The 16080-nt window shown below is 69.8% G+C and carries 15 protein-coding genes and 1 tRNA gene; 4 read left to right on the top strand and 12 right to left on the bottom strand.

Translation table 11 applies throughout. From position 1 onward, the window contains the following. Positions 1-8 precede the first annotated feature (8 nt). Both JOC24_RS07355 and JOC24_RS07350 read left to right on the top strand, forming a co-directional pair. Positions 9-83, top strand: a tRNA-Asp gene (locus tag JOC24_RS07355). Between the two features lie 138 nt (positions 84-221). Continuing rightward, complete coding sequence (locus JOC24_RS07350) at positions 222-569, top strand: DUF6274 family protein (RefSeq protein WP_205019265.1); 348 nt, start codon at positions 222-224, stop codon at positions 567-569. Positions 570-1128: 559 nt separating this feature from the next. Here JOC24_RS07350 and bldC read toward each other — a convergent pair. Then, entirely contained in the window at positions 1129-1335 is a 207-nt protein-coding gene (gene bldC, locus JOC24_RS07345) for a developmental transcriptional regulator BldC (RefSeq protein ID WP_003949541.1), read from the bottom strand. A gap of 659 nt (positions 1336-1994) precedes the next feature. Continuing rightward, positions 1995-2834: a hypothetical protein gene (locus tag JOC24_RS07340; RefSeq protein WP_205019264.1), complete on the bottom strand. Its 840-nt coding sequence runs from the start codon at positions 2832-2834 to the stop codon at positions 1995-1997. 177 nt (positions 2835-3011) lie between these two features. On the opposite strand from JOC24_RS07340, the gene JOC24_RS07335 reads away from it, so the two are divergent. Further along, a complete protein-coding gene (locus JOC24_RS07335; RefSeq protein ID WP_205019263.1) occupies positions 3012-4112 on the top strand; it encodes a Leu/Phe/Val dehydrogenase in 1101 nt (366 codons plus the stop codon). 360 nt (positions 4113-4472) lie between these two features. Beyond that, positions 4473-4730 carry a DUF3073 domain-containing protein gene (locus JOC24_RS07330; protein WP_031097368.1) on the top strand — a complete coding sequence of 86 codons (258 nt, stop codon included), beginning with the start codon at positions 4473-4475 and terminating at the stop codon, positions 4728-4730. 150 nt (positions 4731-4880) lie between these two features. On the opposite strand, the gene purM is transcribed toward JOC24_RS07330, so the two are convergent. The 10 genes from purM to purS all read right to left on the bottom strand — a co-directional run bounded on the left by purM (position 4881) and on the right by purS (position 15796). Next, positions 4881-5954 carry a phosphoribosylformylglycinamidine cyclo-ligase gene (purM, locus tag JOC24_RS07325; protein ID WP_205019262.1) on the bottom strand — a complete coding sequence of 358 codons (1074 nt, stop codon included), beginning with the start codon at positions 5952-5954 and terminating at the stop codon, positions 4881-4883. A gap of 60 nt (positions 5955-6014) precedes the next feature. Continuing rightward, a complete protein-coding gene (gene purF, locus JOC24_RS07320; protein WP_205019261.1) occupies positions 6015-7541 on the bottom strand; it encodes an amidophosphoribosyltransferase in 1527 nt (508 codons plus the stop codon). A gap of 548 nt (positions 7542-8089) precedes the next feature. After that, positions 8090-8923, bottom strand: a complete 834-nt coding sequence (locus JOC24_RS07315) for an META domain-containing protein (protein ID WP_205019260.1) — start codon at positions 8921-8923, stop codon at positions 8090-8092. Positions 8924-8954: 31 nt separating this feature from the next. Then, positions 8955-9752 (bottom strand): maleylpyruvate isomerase family mycothiol-dependent enzyme, encoded by a 798-nt coding sequence (locus JOC24_RS07310; protein ID WP_205019259.1) that lies wholly within the window; start codon positions 9750-9752, stop codon positions 8955-8957. A gap of 52 nt (positions 9753-9804) precedes the next feature. After that, positions 9805-11139 (bottom strand): hypothetical protein, encoded by a 1335-nt coding sequence (locus JOC24_RS33085; protein ID WP_239579811.1) that lies wholly within the window; start codon positions 11137-11139, stop codon positions 9805-9807. 4 nt (positions 11140-11143) lie between these two features. Beyond that, positions 11144-11968, bottom strand: a complete 825-nt coding sequence (locus JOC24_RS07300) for a M23 family metallopeptidase (RefSeq protein ID WP_205019258.1) — start codon at positions 11966-11968, stop codon at positions 11144-11146. 30 nt (positions 11969-11998) lie between these two features. Further along, positions 11999-12523: an ArsR/SmtB family transcription factor gene (locus JOC24_RS07295; protein ID WP_205019257.1), complete on the bottom strand. Its 525-nt coding sequence runs from the start codon at positions 12521-12523 to the stop codon at positions 11999-12001. Positions 12524-12621: 98 nt separating this feature from the next. Further along, entirely contained in the window at positions 12622-14871 is a 2250-nt protein-coding gene (gene purL, locus JOC24_RS07290; RefSeq protein ID WP_205019256.1) for a phosphoribosylformylglycinamidine synthase subunit PurL, read from the bottom strand. After that, positions 14868-15548 carry a phosphoribosylformylglycinamidine synthase subunit PurQ gene (gene purQ / locus JOC24_RS07285; protein WP_205019255.1) on the bottom strand — a complete coding sequence of 227 codons (681 nt, stop codon included), beginning with the start codon at positions 15546-15548 and terminating at the stop codon, positions 14868-14870. Before purQ ends, purL begins: the two co-directional genes overlap by 4 nt. Further along, positions 15545-15796 carry a phosphoribosylformylglycinamidine synthase subunit PurS gene (gene purS / locus JOC24_RS07280; protein ID WP_031097355.1) on the bottom strand — a complete coding sequence of 84 codons (252 nt, stop codon included), beginning with the start codon at positions 15794-15796 and terminating at the stop codon, positions 15545-15547. Before purS ends, purQ begins: the two co-directional genes overlap by 4 nt. Positions 15797-16080 lie beyond the last annotated feature (284 nt).

The raw sequence follows: 16080 nt of genomic DNA, 5'->3' as shown, positions 1-16080 counted from the left end.
GAAAACAAGGTCCTGTGGAGCAGTTTGGAGTGCTCGCCACCCTGTCAAGGTGGAGGCCGCGGGTTCAAATCCCGTCAGGACCGCAGTAGCCGGAAGCCCGGATCCTCTGGATCCGGGCTTCCGTGCGTCTTGACTCCGGCTCCCGGCGCGGGTAACCCCGTAGGACGGAGTCCGTCCCTGTTCCCTCGCGGGGCGGCCGGGTCCACCGGGAGGCCGCACGCATGCCTGCGCCCACGGAAAGGCACGAGACCCGCGCGCTGCTGCGCGCCCATCTGGCGGCCGCGTCCGGCTACCGCCACCTCACACCGAACTGTCCGATCTGCCATCGGCTGCTGAGGCTCGCCATGGAGCCCCTGACGGCCCCACAGGCGCCGTACGCGCCCGGGGGCACCGACGGGTCGAGCGAGCCGCCGACAGGCCCCGGGGCCGCCACCGACACCCCTGCGGGCGACGCCGGGGCGTCACACCGTGCGGCCGGGCCGACGACGGACGGCGACGGGGCCGGCGTGGACCGCGCCCGCGACCACCCGCACGGTCACTCCGGGGACGAAAGTCCTTCCGCGACATGACCATCTGCTGCAGCCGAGCACCCCCTCGCAGTGGCAGGCTCGTAGTTGGCAAGGGTTCGCCGGTGTGACGGGAGTCACGGAAACAGTTTTCCGCAGGGGGGATCTTACGCCCTCCCTACAACTGGCGAATTTAATATGTGCAATTGCACTGCCCCGGAAGCACATCCCGGACCGTTCCACCCGAGCCGGCCCACGGCACCCGGGACCCGGGCGAACAGTCCCGAACAGGGCCGCACACCGTCACACGCCGACTCTTCACAAACCGACCCGTCGGCAGGTTCAGGCAGCCGATCAGGCCATTCGGGCAGCCGCGGGCACCTCGGGGCGCGCCGATGAGGGCACCCTCAAAGACGCCTCCGGACAGGCCTTCCGGGCCTGTCCGGGCACAAAAAAGATCGCGCTGGACCCGGCGGAGTCCAACGCGATCGAACGACGTACCCGCATGTCACAGGTTCGGCGCCCGTTGGGGCGGGCGCCCGTCGTGTGGTGCTATGAGTGGGACCACCGGGGGCTGGGGGACCCTTCAGTGCCCAGTTGTGGCTGCGGCGACAGGGGTGTGTCAGGCCTCGCTGCGCTGCTGCGGAATACCCGCAAGCAGTGCGCGGACCTCTGCCTCGCGGTACCGGCGATGTCCACCGAGCGTGCGGATGGACGTGAGCTTGCCCGCCTTTGCCCAGCGAGTGACCGTCTTCGGGTCCACGCGGAACATCGTGGCAACCTCAGCCGGGGTCAGCAGCGGCTCGGCATCAGGGGTGCGAGCGGTCATGAGCGGCCTCCTCGGGAGAACCGAACAATCTCGGTTCTTTCCTCTAAATTCTGCACCTTGACCCGCGTTGCCCGGAATGGCGGACGCAGGCCGAGTCGGTTATAGGACGAACGGCTTGTCCTCGGCACTACAACTACACCATCAGTCCAGCCACGTCGGCCAAACCGATGGAATTGCCCTCCCAGGTGTTCATCAGCGACGGAAGCCGATGGACCATGCCATAGCGGACAGTCACCCGTCAGTAACGATCAGTCACAGGACAACCAGGAGTCGTCAGAAGTCATCAGACCCCCCATAGCGTGCAATGCTGAGCATTCCACCCATAGTTGGGTGGACAGAGTCCTCCCCGAACTCCTTGTCCTATTTTGGCATGAGGAGTAGGGAAGGGCGCAAGGGCCCCGTAAGTGCTGTCCGTCACGCTTGAGGCATAGGCCCGGTTCGGGACGTAGGTCCCGGACCTAGCGAGCGGCATCCTGCCTCACATGTCACACGCATCACATCCGGCGCCGGTTCACGGCCCGTCAAGTCCCCTCAGGACATCCTCGTTCACCCCCGCCGCCCCTCTCGGTGCCTTCAGATGTCGGACACCTCACAGGATGTCTCTTCCCTCGCGAAAGCTCCTCTATGCGAGGGTGCGCTCCAATTCACACCGATTCAGGCTAGTTGGAGGATTGTAGGTCACGCACCGCCCGCCAGCGGTCGGCGAGGCGCCCGTACGCGACACCCGCAGCGTCGTTGTCACCGGAGCGCAGGGCCTCGATGCCCGCGGCCACGTCCGCGGCCGACCGGTCCGCGGCGAGCTGCTCGGCGCTCAGTGCGTGGACCAGGCCGCCGTAGTCCAGCTCGACCATGCCGCGCGGATGGAACTCCTCCAGCCAGCGCCCCACCTCGACGAGCCCCTCGGTCAGCGGCCCCTCGTCGACGGTCTCCCGAAGCGTCCGCAGCGCCCTCGCCAGCCGGCGTCTCGCCTGCACCATCGGGGTCCGGTAGCGCAGCAGCCGGCCCCCGTCGGCACCGGCGACGTACTCCCGCTCCTCGTCGGCGAACAGGACGAACCAGCGCACCGGCACATGCCACACCGTGGTCCGGATCCAGGGCCGGGCGTCCGGATTCCGCTCGGCCCACCGCTCGTGATCCGCCGCCGCCTGCCCCCGCACCACCGGCGGCAGTACCGCGTCCAGCACGGTGGCCGGAAACAGACCCCCCAGTTCGCTCATGGCCAGCCAGCCCCGCATCCGGGTCCGCCAAGGACAGACGCAGACCACCCCGTCGACCAGGGCGACGAAGGCGTCCGCGCTCTCGTGCACCGGCACCGCCACCGGAGGGGTCGGAACCAGGTCCGCCAGCGAGCGGCGCAGTTCGTCCTGGGCCGTGGGGAGCTCGGAGCGCTGCGCGTAACGCGTCCAGTGCCCCCGCTCGGGTTCGCGGAAGGCGGCCAGCGGTTCGTACACCCGCAGGTAGGACGCGTAAGGGACGAGCACCGAAGACACCACCGACATGCGGCAGATCGTGTCACGCCGGTACTCCACAGGGGGGTGATACCGGTCGGGGGAACAGATCCACGTGTCATGAGGACTTACGCTCTTGCCCAGTCGGACCGGCCGGTGCCGGGCCGTCCGGGACCCTCCCCACCTTCAGGAGGGTTCTCCGCCGCTTCGTACTTGGGAGTCACCACAGTGACCGATGTGACCGGCGTACCTGTCGTACCCGTAGACGTACTGCACACCCTGTTCCACTCGGATCAGGGTGGCCACGAGCAGGTCGTGATCTGCCAGGACCGCGCCAGCGGCCTCAAGGCCGTCATCGCCCTCCACTCCACCGCCCTGGGCCCGGCCCTCGGCGGAACCCGCTTCTATCCGTACGCCTCCGAGGAGGAGGCCGTCGCGGACGCGCTGAACCTGTCGCGCGGCATGTCGTACAAGAACGCCCTGGCCGGCCTCGACCACGGTGGCGGCAAGGCCGTCATCATCGGCGATCCGGACCGGATCAAGTCCGAGGAACTGCTCCTGGCTTACGGGCGGTTCGTCGCCTCCCTGGGCGGGCGCTACGTGACCGCCTGTGACGTCGGGACCTACGTCGCCGACATGGACGTCGTCGCCCGGGAGTGCCGCTGGACCACCGGCCGCTCCCCCGAGAACGGCGGCGCGGGAGACTCCTCCGTCCTCACCTCCTTCGGTGTCTTCCAGGGCATGAGGGCCTCGGCGCAGCACCTGTGGGGCGACCCCACGCTGCGCGGCCGCAAGGTGGGCGTCGCGGGCGTCGGCAAGGTCGGCCGCCACCTGGTGGAGCACCTGCTGAGCGACGGCGCCGAAGTCGTCGTGACGGACGTGCGCGAGGAGTCCGTGCGCGCCATCACCGCTCTGCACCCCGAGATCTCGGTGGCGGTCGACACGGACGCGCTGATCCGCACCGAGGGGCTCGACATCTACGCTCCGTGCGCGCTCGGCGGCGCCCTGAACGACGAGAGCGTTCCCGCGCTCACCGCCAAGGTGGTCTGCGGCGCGGCCAACAACCAGCTCGCGCACACGGGCGTCGAGAAGGACCTGGCGGACCGGTCGATCCTGTACGCCCCGGACTACGTGGTGAACGCTGGTGGTGTGATCCAGGTCGCCGACGAGCTGCACGGTTTCGACTTCGACCGGTGCAAGGCCAAGGCCACGAGGATCTTCGACACCACGCTGGCCATATTCGCACGTGCGAAGGCGGATGGGATCCCGCCGGCTGCGGCGGCCGACCGGATCGCGGAACAGCGGATGGCGGACGCCCGCCGTCACTGACACGTCACCGCGGGGACGAGGAGCCGTCACCGGGCTGTGCGGGTGAGCCCGGTGACGGAGGCCCCGCCCCAGGGGGGCGGGGAGGCGGCCGAAGGGACTCGTGGGGACCGGGGAGACAAGACTCACTCCGGTCGGCGGGTCGGCCGTCCACAAGAGGTTAAAGTCATGTGTGACCAGCGAGGACGGGCTCCTCCACGGTCCTGCGCGAAGGCGGGTGGTGCGGGCGGCGTACCGTATGGCCGAGGAAGCAGGTACGGTTAAAGCCACGGGCGCGGTCTCTCTGCTGAGAGTCCGTCCTGAAACATGAACGCGTGTCAAGACTCTGGGGCCGTCGAGCCCCGTCACCGAGGGGGTCGAGCCATGGGGCGCGGCCGGGCAAAGGCCAAGCAGACAAAGGTCGCCCGCCAGCTGAAGTACAGCAGCGGCGGAACGGACCTGTCGCGTCTGGCCAATGAGCTGGGCGCATCGCCTTCGAGTCAGCCACCGAACGCCGAGCCGTTCGAGGACGACGACGAGGAAGATGACCCGTACGCACAGTACGCGGATCTGTACAACGACGACGAGGACGCGGACGAGGACGGCCAGTCCGGTCCGTCGTCACAGCGCCGCGGCGCTTGACCTCGCGCTGACACATGAACCCGGTCCGGGCCTGCCCGGACCGGGTTCTGTGCTGTCCCGGTGCGGAAGGAGCGAGCGTGCTCGCGGTCGGCCCGCGAGGTGGAGCCGCCCGTCGGTCCGGTGGTGGTCCGGACCGACGGTGACGACGTCCTACCTCGCGTAGCTGCCCGTCAGCTCTGCACCCGTGGCGTGATCGGCGCGCTCGGTGATCTCGCCGGCGACCCAGGAGTCGACGCCCCGGTCGGCCAGCGTGGTCAGAGCGGCGTCCACCGAGTCCGCAGGCACGACCGCGATCATGCCGACACCCATGTTGAGCGTCTTCTCGAGCTCCAGCCGCTCGACCTGCCCGGCCTTGCCGACCAGGTCGAAGACGGCACCGGGCGCCCAGGTGGAGCGGTCGACCGTGGCGTGCAGCGCGTCCGGGATCACCCGGGCCAGGTTGTTGGCCAGGCCACCGCCGGTGACGTGGCTGAAGGCGTGCACCTCGGTCGTACGGGTCAGCGCCAGGCAGTCCAGGGAGTAGATCCTGGTCGGCTCCAGGAGCTCCTCGCCGAGCGTCCTGCCGAACTCCTCGACCTGGCGGTCCAGGGTCCAGCCGGCCCGGTCGAAGACCACGTGGCGCACGAGCGAGTACCCGTTCGAGTGAAGTCCGGACGACGCCATCGCGATCACGGCGTCCCCCTTACGGATACGGTCAGCGCCCAGCAGTCGGTCGGCCTCGACCACACCCGTACCGGCACCCGCGACGTCGAAGTCGTCCGGGCCCAGCAGCCCCGGGTGCTCGGCCGTCTCGCCGCCGACCAAGGCGCAGCCGGCCAGGACACAGCCCTCGGCGATGCCCTTCACGATGGCCGCGACACGCTCGGGATGCACCTTGCCGACACAGATGTAGTCGGTCATGAACAGCGGCTCGGCACCGCAGACGACCAGGTCGTCGACGACCATGCCGACGAGGTCGTGACCGATGGTGTCGTACACGCCCATCTTCCGGGCCAGGTCGACCTTCGTGCCGACGCCGTCGGTGGCGGAGGCGAGTAGCGGGCGCTCGTAGCGCAGAAGCGCCGAGGCGTCGAAGAGGCCGGCGAATCCGCCGAGGCCGCCGAGGCCCGCCACCTCGGGGCGCTGTGTCTTCTTCACCCACTCCTTCATCAGCTCGACGGCGCGGTCACCGGCTTCGATGTCGACGCCCGCCGCAGCGTAGGAAGCACCAGTTGTCTCAGACATTGCCCGGGATCTTTCGTGTCGGAATGCGGGGCTGGAGGGGAGAGCGCGGGCCGGTCCGGGTCACGGACGACGCAGCGCGTCGGCCGCCGCGGTCGCGGCGGGCCCGGCGGCCAGCTCGGTCTCCAGCAGCTGCTTGCCGAGCAGTTCCGGGTCCGGCAGCTCCATCGGGTATTCACCGTCGAAACAGGCGCGGCAGAGGTTCGGCTTGTCGATCGTGGTGGCCTCGATCATCGAGTCGATCGAGATGTAGGACAGCGAGTCGGCACCCATGGAGGTGGCGATCTCGTCGACCGACATGCCGTTGGCGATCAGCTCGGCGCGCGTCGCGAAGTCGATGCCGAAGAAGCACGGCCACTTCACGGGCGGGGAGGAGATCCGGATGTGGATCTCGGCGGCACCCGCCTCGCGGAGCATCCGCACCAGGGCTCGCTGGGTGTTGCCGCGGACGATCGAGTCGTCGACGACCACCAGGCGCTTGCCCTTGATGACTTCCTTGAGCGGGTTGAGCTTGAGCCGGATACCCAGCTGGCGGATGGTCTGCGAAGGCTGGATGAACGTCCGGCCGACGTAGGCGTTCTTGACGAGGCCTGCCCCGAACGGAATTCCGCTCGCCTCGGCGTAGCCGATGGCCGCGGGGGTTCCCGATTCCGGCGTCGCTATGACCAGATCCGCCTCGGCGGGTGCCTCGGCCGCCAGCTTCCGGCCCATCTCGACCCGGGAGAGGTAGACGTTCCGTCCCGCGATGTCGGTGTCGGGTCGGGCCAGGTAGACGTACTCGAAGACACAGCCCTTGGGCTTCGCTTCTGCGAAGCGCGAGGTGCGCAGGCCGTTCTCGTCGATGGCGACGAGCTCGCCCGGCTCGATCTCGCGGACGAAGCTGGCACCGCAGATGTCGAGGGCGGCGGACTCGGAGGCCACCACCCAGCCACGCTCCAGCCGGCCGAGGACCAGCGGGCGGATGCCCTGCGGGTCACGGGCGGCGTAGAGGGTGTGCTCGTCCATGAAGACCAGCGAGAAGGCGCCCTTGACCTCGGGAAGCACCTTTGCGGCGGCCTCCTCGATGGTGAGCGGCTTGTCGTCGTCGTCTCTCTGGCCGGCGAGCAGCGCGGTCACCAGGTCGGTGTCGTTCGTCGCCGCGACCTGGGTGGCACGGCCGTCCTTGCGGGGAAGGTCGGCGACCATCTCCGCGAGCCGGGCCGTGTTGACCAGGTTGCCGTTATGACCCAGGGCGATCGAGCCGTGCGCGGTGGCACGGAACGTCGGCTGCGCGTTCTCCCACACCGAGGCACCGGTGGTGGAGTAGCGGGCATGACCGACCGCGATGTGGCCCTGGAGGGATCCCAGAGACGTTTCGTCGAAGACCTGCGAGACCAGTCCCATGTCCTTGAAGACCAGGATCTGGGACCCGTTGCTCACTGCGATGCCCGCGGACTCCTGTCCACGGTGCTGCAGGGCATACAGTCCGAAATAGGTGAGCTTGGCGACCTCTTCGCCCGGAGCCCAGACACCGAAGACGCCGCAAGCGTCCTGGGGGCCCTTTTCTCCGGGGAGCAGGTCGTGGTTGAGTCGTCCATCACCACGAGGCACGCCACCGAGTGTAGGCGAGATCGACCACCGGTCCGAATCTGGGGACCACACCGCGGACGCCGGCGAGGGGACGACGGGGCACTCACCCATGAGGGTTCGGGTCGGCACCGGACAGTCACTCACCGTCACCCCGGCAATGTCTTCGACCTACCCCGGGGGACGCCTCAGGCGGCCGACGCAAGGGATGGGCGCTGGTTACCGGCCGGTCGGGTGGCGGTCCGGCGCATCGCCGGGATCGCTCCGCCCGTGGCACTCGGTGAGCCACTACGGCCGCCGGTGCAGGCGTCGGCCGAGCGCCCGTTCCGTGGCGAGCCTCACACCGGAGGACGCCGCCCCGGGGGCGCGTGAGCCCTCCGGAGAGTCCGCGACGGGCGGTTCGGGCAGACCGCCGCCCCGGTCCCGGCACCGAGGAAGACCCGCGACCGGACCGGGGCACAGCGGACGGAAAAGGGCATCGCGGACGAGACCGACCGGGGCGCGGGGGGCCATCGACGGTGCCTTCCGGATCCCGGCGGCCGGCCGACCCGGCGAGGTCGTGCTTGGGCGGGTCAGCCCTTGGCCGCAGGGGCGGTGGCGTCGAGCGCCTTGCCGTTGGCGGCCTCGATCGACAGGGAGCGGTGATCGATCTCGTACGTGGTCCTCCCCTCCAGCACGCCGAGCAGTGCGCGCTCCAGCTCCATCTCGGGGCCCGCGCACATCTTCCGGGTGGAGGCGAGCGGCTCGAAGGTGAGCGTCGAGCCCGAGACCGCCGCCTTGCCGTGGAAGGAGTTGCAGCCGAGGTTTCCCTCCACCGAGCCGTCCTCGGCGAAGGTGAGATGAGCCTTCTTCTCCGTGCCGGCGGGAAGGGAGGAGGCGGATTTGCCGGACACGAGTCCGGTGACCTTCCAACTGGTGCCGGTGAGCGGGGCCGGGGGCTCGGAGGTGAGGGCGATGGAATCGCCCTGCGCGGTGGTCAGGGTCAGATTCTTCTCCTCTCCCCGGCCCGCCACGGCGGCCTTCAGTTCGCCGCGGAATGCCTCGCCCATCGCGTTCTCGAACTCCTGGACGTCCTTCGCGCACGCCATCCCGGTGGACGTGTTCTGTCCGACGGTGACCTTGTCGCCGTCGAGGCGGACGTCTGCGGTGAAGCGGTTGCAGCCCAGATTGCCCGTGGCCTTCCCCGCGGAGTCGATGGAGACGTGCGCGCCGGCGGGAGCGGTCGTCTTCTTCCCGCCGACGGTCAGGGAGGACACGCTCCAGTGGACGCCGCTGAGGGGCACGTCCGTCCGCACGGTGCCGCTGCCGTCTCCGGATCCTGATCCGGAGCCCGACTCCGTACCGCAGGCGGCGAGGGTGAAGAGGGCCAGGACGCTGACAGCCATACGTTGTTTGTACATGGCCATGGGACGGGTCGACCGGTCGATCCGGTTCCCCTCAGCCCGTCAGCGGGAGCAGCGGGGCGAGGTCGGCCCGCTCGCCGCTGGCGCTGACCTGCGCCGATTCCAGCGCCTGCGTCCACGGCGTACGGCCGGTGGCCAGCCGGATCCAGGTGAGCGGGTCGGTCTCCACGACATTGGGCGGCGTACCCCGGGTGTGCTTGGGACCGCCGATGCACTGGACGACGGCGAAGGGCGGGACTCGCACCTCCACGGAGCCGCCGGGCGCCTTGTCCGCGAGAGCGTCGGCCAGCAGGCGCGTGCAGGCTGCCAGCGCCTGGCGGTCGTACGGGATGTCCAGACCGGTCGCCCGGTGCAGGTCGTCGGTGTGGACGACGAGTTCGAATGTGCGGGTGACCAGGAAATCACCCAGCCGCATCGTCCCCGCCCGGGTCGTCACCAGCCGGTCCCCGGCGTCGGCCGGCACCAGCTCGTCGAACCGGGCCGCCGTCTCCGCGTACAGCACGTCGAGGTCGGGTCGGGCCGCGGCCAGGGCCTTGGCGTCGTCCGCGATCCCCTTCGCCCCCGCCGCTGTGGAGAACGGCCACTCCAGCAGGGTGAGCTGGGGCTTGGGGCCGGGCGGCTCCGGCAGTTCCAGTTCCTGGCTGGCCCGCTCCGGCACCGCCGTCATGTGCGCCGCGAGTTCCCGTACGGTCCACTCCCCCAGGCCGGGCAGAGCGAGCTGCCCGGGTGTCAGGGCACGGACGGCGGCCTGTACGTGGGCGAACTGGGCCAGGACCGCGGTCCTGGTCCGGGGGAAGTCGTAGGCGCGGGGGCGCTTCTTGGCCGGTGGCATGGGGGCGACACTAACCGGCGGGTCCGACAGCGCCCGCGCGGACCGGACCGGCTCAACTCCGCTCGAAGTCCGCCGCGTCGGGGACGACGACGTCGGTGCAGCCGCGACGGCCGGTCGCATCGTCGACGTACGCCCGGAAGAGCGTCTCCAGTCGGTCGGCGGCTATGCGGTCGTACGGGTAGCCCGCCCACAGCACGTGCAGGGCGGGCCGGCCCCCGCAGACGGAGGACGCCCACCAGGTCCCGGCGGAGTCGGTGCCCGCGGTGCCCGGGGTGAGCTCGGTCTGATCACCGACGCGGCCGGTCCGCAGCCCTCGCGTGCCGTCGCCGACGTACGTATCGGTCTTCACCCACCAGGGGAGGTACTTCAGCACGTCCTCGAGCGTCTGGGGGTAGCCCGAGGACTTCACGAAGCCGGGGTAGATCCTGCGGGTCTCGCTCTCCCCGACCGCCAGCACACAGGCATCGCGGTCGCTCGCCCTTCCCGCCGGAGCGGACAGCGCCAGGTCCGGGAGCCGGCCACGCTCCTGGGTGGCGAGGAAGCGCCGGTACCAGGCACAGGTGCCACCCGTGGTCGCCACGGCGCCGAGCTCCTTCCCGGGCTCGGGGAGCGTGGCCGGAAGCCGCGGCAGGTCGGCCCGGCACCCCGTCCGTCCGGCAGCGCGGTCCGCCGCCTGGCGGGCCAGGCCGGCGAGCGCGCGTCGGTCCTCGGCCGTGACGCGCTCGCCGTACTGGGCGACGGCGGAAGCCTCTATGGAGGAGACCTCGCCGCCCTTCGCGCAGACCGCGCGCGCCGTCACCTTGTACTCGTCGTACTCGCCGAGTCCGCCGTCGCCCAGCGGGTGCGGGAGGGCGTGGTTCACGACGGGGCCGGGTGCGGGCTCCTCGTTGCCGTACGGGCGGCGGAACGGCTCGTCCTCCCATTCGTCGATCTCGGTCCAGTCGTGCACGATCTCCTCGGCACCCGGCTCGGACGAGTACCGGACCACGGCCATCGAGAAGTGCCCGTAGGCCGTGCCCGGATCGCCGACGCGGTGGACGAGACAGCCGCTGGACAGCTCGCCGAGGTCGGTCTCGTACCGGTCGGAGAGCTCGACCCGGTCGGTACCGCCGTTGAGCCCCAGGACCGGGTCCGGATCGATCAGGCCGCCGCACCCAGCCGTGATGCGCTCGCGGCTCTCCCCCCGGTCACGGAGCTCGATGAACTCCATGGCGAAGGCCCAGCCGCTGAGCCCGATACCGGCGACGGCCAGCACGCACAGCAGCATGTTGCAGGCGTTGCCCCAGGGCCCGTGGTCGGGCCATCCCCGGTCGCCACCGTTCCGTCGCACATTGCCGCGCTCGTCCACCGTCGCCCCCCGTACGGTCCCACGTTCGACGATCGTCAAGCTATCAGCCGGTACCGGCAGTCCCCTCGGCCGTGAACGCCTCACCGTTGGCCGGTACGCCGACGCCCCGCCAGGTGAAGGGGACACCGCGCGCCACGTCGAAGTCCGGGTGGTCCATCAGCTGGAAGTGCACGTGCGGCTCGGTGGAGTTGCCGGAGTTCCCGCAGCGGGCGAGCACCTGCCCCTCCAGGACCGTGTCCCCCGTTCCCACCTGGAGGGAGCCGCGCCGTACATGTGCGTACGCGGCGTACGTCCCGTCGCCGAGGTCGAGCACGATGTGGTTGCCGACGATCCTGCGGGCGCCGGCCATGTCGCGCACGAATGCCTCGACCAGCATCAGATACGCCAGCGCCGGACCGGAGGTACGGCTGAGGTGGTCGCGCTGAGTGTCGCTCGCGTGCACCACGGTCCCGTCCGCCACCGCGATCAGCGGGGCGTCGAAGGCCGGGAAGTCACGGTTGGGCCGGGCGACCGGCCACAGCCACCGGAAGGGTGGGCGGTCTCCTTCTGCGGGCTCGGCGACGACGTCGATCGCGTACGTCTGCCCGTAGCCGTGGGTGCCGTGACTGGGCACCTTGTCGGCCGGGCTGTTGAGCGCGGTCCAGCGCCCGGTCACCGGCGGCCCCACCTCGAGGGCCGGTCGGCCCTTCGCCCGGCCCTCAGGACTGCGGCGGCCCACCAGCATGCCGATGAGGATCGCGGCCGCCGCGGGTACGAAGACCAGCCAGAACGGGACCAGCGGCTCGGCGAGGACGTCGACCAGCACCAGTGCCACGAACGCGAGCCAGCAGCAGCGGTAGAGGAGCATCGCTGCTTTGCGTACGGACATGGGGTCCCCCTCGGTCTCGGCGTGCGGGTCTCACGGCCGGGCGGCCGTGAGGACCACCAGCAGCGGCACGACCCGGGTGCCGGGCACCTCGTAGCGCCCGCGGCCCGTCGTGTGCAGCCAGCCCGCGCCGGTCAGCATGCGCAGGTGGTGGTAGATCTGACCGGTCGTGCCCGTCTCGTCCAGCTCGGCCAGCTCGGCCGCCGTACGCCGGCCGCCGAGGATCTCGCGCAGCAGTCGCAGCCGGACGGGGTGGCCGAGTGCGGCCAGGGGCTCGGCGGCTTCCGCCCAGTCCGGGCGGTCCTCGTCGGAACCCAGGAGCCCCGCGGTGAGCGCGCCGTACTGCCACTCGTGCCGCTCACCGGCCGGCAGCTTCACCGCGCCGGTGAACAGCACCCCGCCGTCGGCCGCGGCGTCCCCGACCTGTTCGAGCTGGTCCTTCAGCCCGTCCAGCGCCCAGAAGTCACCGTCGCCGAGAGCGGGCGACGCACTGTCCGCAGCCCGCTCCAGCACCGCCAGCCGACGTTCCAGCTCGGCGACGCGTTCCTCGAGCCCCATAGCCACAACCTTACGTAGTTACGTAATTTCCATCAAGGGGAACGCCGAAGCCCCCGTCCGGTCGACCCGGACGGGGGCTTCGGCGGTACAGGCAGAACCTAGGCGAACAGACCCTTGAGGGTCCCCTCGTGCGCCGTCCGCAACTCGCTCAGCGGGATGCTGAACTCGCCCTGGATCTCGATCTCGTCGCCGTCCACGACACCGATCCGGGCCACGGGCAGACCCCGTGCACCGCACATGTCGGTGAAGCGGAGCTCCTCGCTGCGCGGAATCGAGACGACCGCACGCCCCGCCGACTCCGAGAACAGGAAGGTGAAGGCGTCCAGACCGTCCGGCACGACCAGCCGGGCACCCTTCCCGCCGCGCAGGCAGGACTCGGTGACCGCCTGGATCAGGCCGCCGTCGGAGAGGTCGTGCGCCGCGTCGACCATGCCGTCGCGGGAGGCCGAGATCAGGATCTCACCGAGCAGCTTCTCGCGGCCCAGGTCGACCTTCGGCGGCAGGCCGCCGAGGTGCTGGTGGACGACCTCGGACCAGGCCGAGCCACCGAACTCCTCGTTCGTGTCACCCAGCAGGTAGAGCAGCTGCCCCTCTTCGGCGAAGGCGACCGGCGTACGCCGGTTCACGTCGTCGATCACACCGAGGACGGCCACGACCGGCGTCGGGTGGATCGCCGTCTCACCGGTCTGGTTGTACAGCGACACGTTGCCGCCCGTGACCGGGGTGCCCAGCTCCAGGCAGCCGTCGGCCAGGCCACGGGTGGCCTCGGCGAACTGCCACATGACGTCCGGGTCCTCGGGCGAACCGAAGTTCAGGCAGTCCGAGATGGCGAGCGGCTTGGCACCGGACGCGGCGACGTTTCGGTACGACTCCGCCAGCGCGAGCTGTGCGCCCGTGTAGGGGTCGAGCTTCGCGTAGCGGCCGTTGCCGTCCGTCGCCATGGCCACACCCAGGTTCGACTTCTCGTCGATCCGGATCATGCCGGCGTCCTCGGGCATCGCCAGCACGGTGTTGCCCTGCACGAAACGGTCGTACTGGTCGGTGATCCAGGACTTGGAGGCCTGGTTCGGGGAGGCGACCAGGGCGAGGACCTGCTCGCGCAGTTCCGCGCCGTTCGCCGGACGGGCCAGCTTGCCGGCGTCGTCGGCCTGCAGCGCGTCCTGCCAGGAGGGCCGCGCGAACGGCCGGTTGTACGTCGGGCCCTCGTGGGCCACGGACCGGGGCGGTACGTCCACGATCTGCTCGCCGTGCCAGAAGATCTCCAGCTGCGACCCCTCCGTCACCTCACCGATGACGGTGGCGATGACGTCCCACTTCTCGCAGATCTCCAGGAAGCGGTCCACGTGCTGCGGCTCGACGATCGCGCACATGCGCTCCTGCGACTCGCTCATGAGGATCTCCTCGGGCGAGAGGGAGGAGTCGCGCAGCGGGACGGTGTCCAGCTCGACGCGCATACCGCCGGAGCCCGCGGAGGCCAGCTCGCTCGTGGCGCAGGAGAGCCCGGCGCCGCCGAGGTCCTGGATGCCCGCGACGAGCTTCTCCTTGAAGATCTCCAGGGTGCACTCGATGAGGAGCTTCTCCTGGAACGGGTCGCCGACCTGAACGGCGGGGCGCTTGGTGGGCTTGGTGTCGTCGAAGGTCTCCGAGGCCAGCACGGAGACGCCGCCGATGCCGTCGCCGCCGGTGCGGGCGCCGTAGAGGATCACCTTGTTGCCGGGACCGGAGGCCTGGGCCAGGTGGATGTCCTCGTGCTTCATCACGCCGATACACCCGGCGTTGACGAGCGGGTTGCCCTGGTAGCAGGCGTCGAAGACGACCTCGCCGCCGATGTTCGGCAGGCCGAGGCAGTTTCCGTAGCCGCCGATGCCCGCGACGATGCCCGGCAGCACCCGGCGGGTGTCGGGGTGGTCGGCCGCACCGAAGCGCAGCGGGTCCACGACCGCGACCGGACGGGCACCCATGGCGAGGATGTCGCGGACGATGCCGCCGACGCCGGTGGCCGCGCCCTGGTAGGGCTCGATGTACGAGGGGTGGTTGTGCGACTCGACCTTGAAGGTGACCGCGTAGCCCTGACCGACGTCGACCACACCGGCGTTCTCGCCGATGCCGACGAGCATCGCGTCGTTCTCGGGGACCTTCTCGCCGAACTGCTTGAGGTGGACCTTGCTGCTCTTGTAGGAGCAGTGCTCGGACCACATCACGGAGTACATGGCGAGCTCGGCGCCGGTGGGGCGGCGGCCCAGGATCTCGCGGATCCGGGTGTACTCGTCCTCCTTGAGGCCGAGTTCCTTCCAGGGCTGTCCGGCGTCCGGGGTTTCGGCCGCGTGCTTGACCGTGTCCAGGCTCATGCGTTGACCAGCTTCTTGATGATCGAGGTGAAAAAACCCAGGCCGTCGGTGCGACCGGTGCCGATCAGCGGCTCGACGGCGTGCTCCGGGTGCGGCATCAGACCGACGATGTTGCCCGCGGCGTTGGTGATGCCCGCGATGTCGCGCAGCGAACCGTTCGGGTTGACGTCGGCGTAGCGGAAGGCGACGCGGCCCTCGGCCTCCAGCGCGTCGAGCGTGCGCTCGTCGGCGGTGTACCGGCCGTCCACGTTCTTCAGCGGTACGGAGATCTCCTGGCCCGCGGTGTAGTCCGAGGTCCAGGCGGTCTCCGCGTTCTCCACCCGCAGCTTCTGGTCGCGGCAGATGAAGTGGAGGTGGTTGTTGCGCAGCATCGCGCCGGGCAACAGGTGCGCCTCGGTCAGGATCTGGAATCCGTTGCAGATGCCGAGGACCGGCATGCCGCCCTTCGCCTGCTCGATGACGGTCTCCATCACCGGCGAGAAACGCGAGATGGCACCGGCGCGCAGATAGTCGCCGTAACTGAATCCGCCCGCCAGGATGACCGCGTCGACCTGGTGGAGGTCCTTGTCGCGGTGCCAGAGGGATACGGGTTCGGCGCCGGCGATCCGCACGGCCCGGAGGCTGTCCTGGTCGTCGAGCGTGCCGGGAAAAGTGACGACGCCGATACGGGTGGTCACTTCTCCTCCTCCACCTTGACGGTGAAGTCCTCGATGACGGTGTTGGCGAGGAAGGTTTCGGCCAGCTCGTTGATACGGGCGAGGGCGGCGTCGTCGACCGGCCCCTCGACCTCGAGTTCGAAACGCTTTCCCTGACGAACGTCCGCGATTCCGTCGAAGCCGAGACGGGGCAGTGCGCGCTGCACAGCCTGTCCCTGCGGGTCGAGGATCTCCGGCTTGAGCATGACGTCGACTACGACGCGTGCCACTGGCACTCCCGGTGGTGTGGTGCGGCTGTGTCTCCGAGGGGTTCCCCAGATCCCCGCGGGTCCACTCAGCGTACCCGTCCAGAAATTCTACGCGGGTAGATATCAACGCGGCCTGATCACGGCCAGATATCGGAGGCAAGAACGCCGGTGAAAAGTCCTGGGAAGAAAGAATCTTCACCCGGATTGCACGAGGACACGCGGAGGCAACACGCGGATGCAATTGCCCGGGCTTCACAATGCGGCCCTCACCGCTGTACAAATGAATACCCGGGAAAGCATGGTTG

This window comes from Streptomyces sp. HB132 (assembly GCF_016909575.1).
In the GTDB taxonomy this organism is placed as follows: domain Bacteria; phylum Actinomycetota; class Actinomycetes; order Streptomycetales; family Streptomycetaceae; genus Streptomyces.
The sequence above is the reverse complement of the archived record's forward strand: the minus strand, read 5'-3'. Positions and strand labels throughout refer to the sequence as shown.

Coding starts and splice junctions, on each gene's coding strand:
- JOC24_RS07350 (WP_205019265.1), top strand. CDS start 222: ATGCCTGCGCCCACGGAAAGGCACGAGACCCGCGCGCTGCTGCGCGCC.
- bldC (WP_003949541.1), bottom strand. CDS start 1,335: ATGACCGCTCGCACCCCTGATGCCGAGCCGCTGCTGACCCCGGCTGAG.
- JOC24_RS07340 (WP_205019264.1), bottom strand. CDS start 2,834: ATGTCGGTGGTGTCTTCGGTGCTCGTCCCTTACGCGTCCTACCTGCGG.
- JOC24_RS07330 (WP_031097368.1), top strand. CDS start 4,473: ATGGGGCGCGGCCGGGCAAAGGCCAAGCAGACAAAGGTCGCCCGCCAG.
- purM (WP_205019262.1), bottom strand. CDS start 5,954: ATGTCTGAGACAACTGGTGCTTCCTACGCTGCGGCGGGCGTCGACATC.
- JOC24_RS07315 (WP_205019260.1), bottom strand. CDS start 8,923: ATGGCCATGTACAAACAACGTATGGCTGTCAGCGTCCTGGCCCTCTTC.
- JOC24_RS07310 (WP_205019259.1), bottom strand. CDS start 9,752: ATGCCACCGGCCAAGAAGCGCCCCCGCGCCTACGACTTCCCCCGGACC.
- JOC24_RS07300 (WP_205019258.1), bottom strand. CDS start 11,968: ATGTCCGTACGCAAAGCAGCGATGCTCCTCTACCGCTGCTGCTGGCTC.
- JOC24_RS07295 (WP_205019257.1), bottom strand. CDS start 12,523: ATGGGGCTCGAGGAACGCGTCGCCGAGCTGGAACGTCGGCTGGCGGTG.
- purL (WP_205019256.1), bottom strand. CDS start 14,871: ATGAGCCTGGACACGGTCAAGCACGCGGCCGAAACCCCGGACGCCGGA.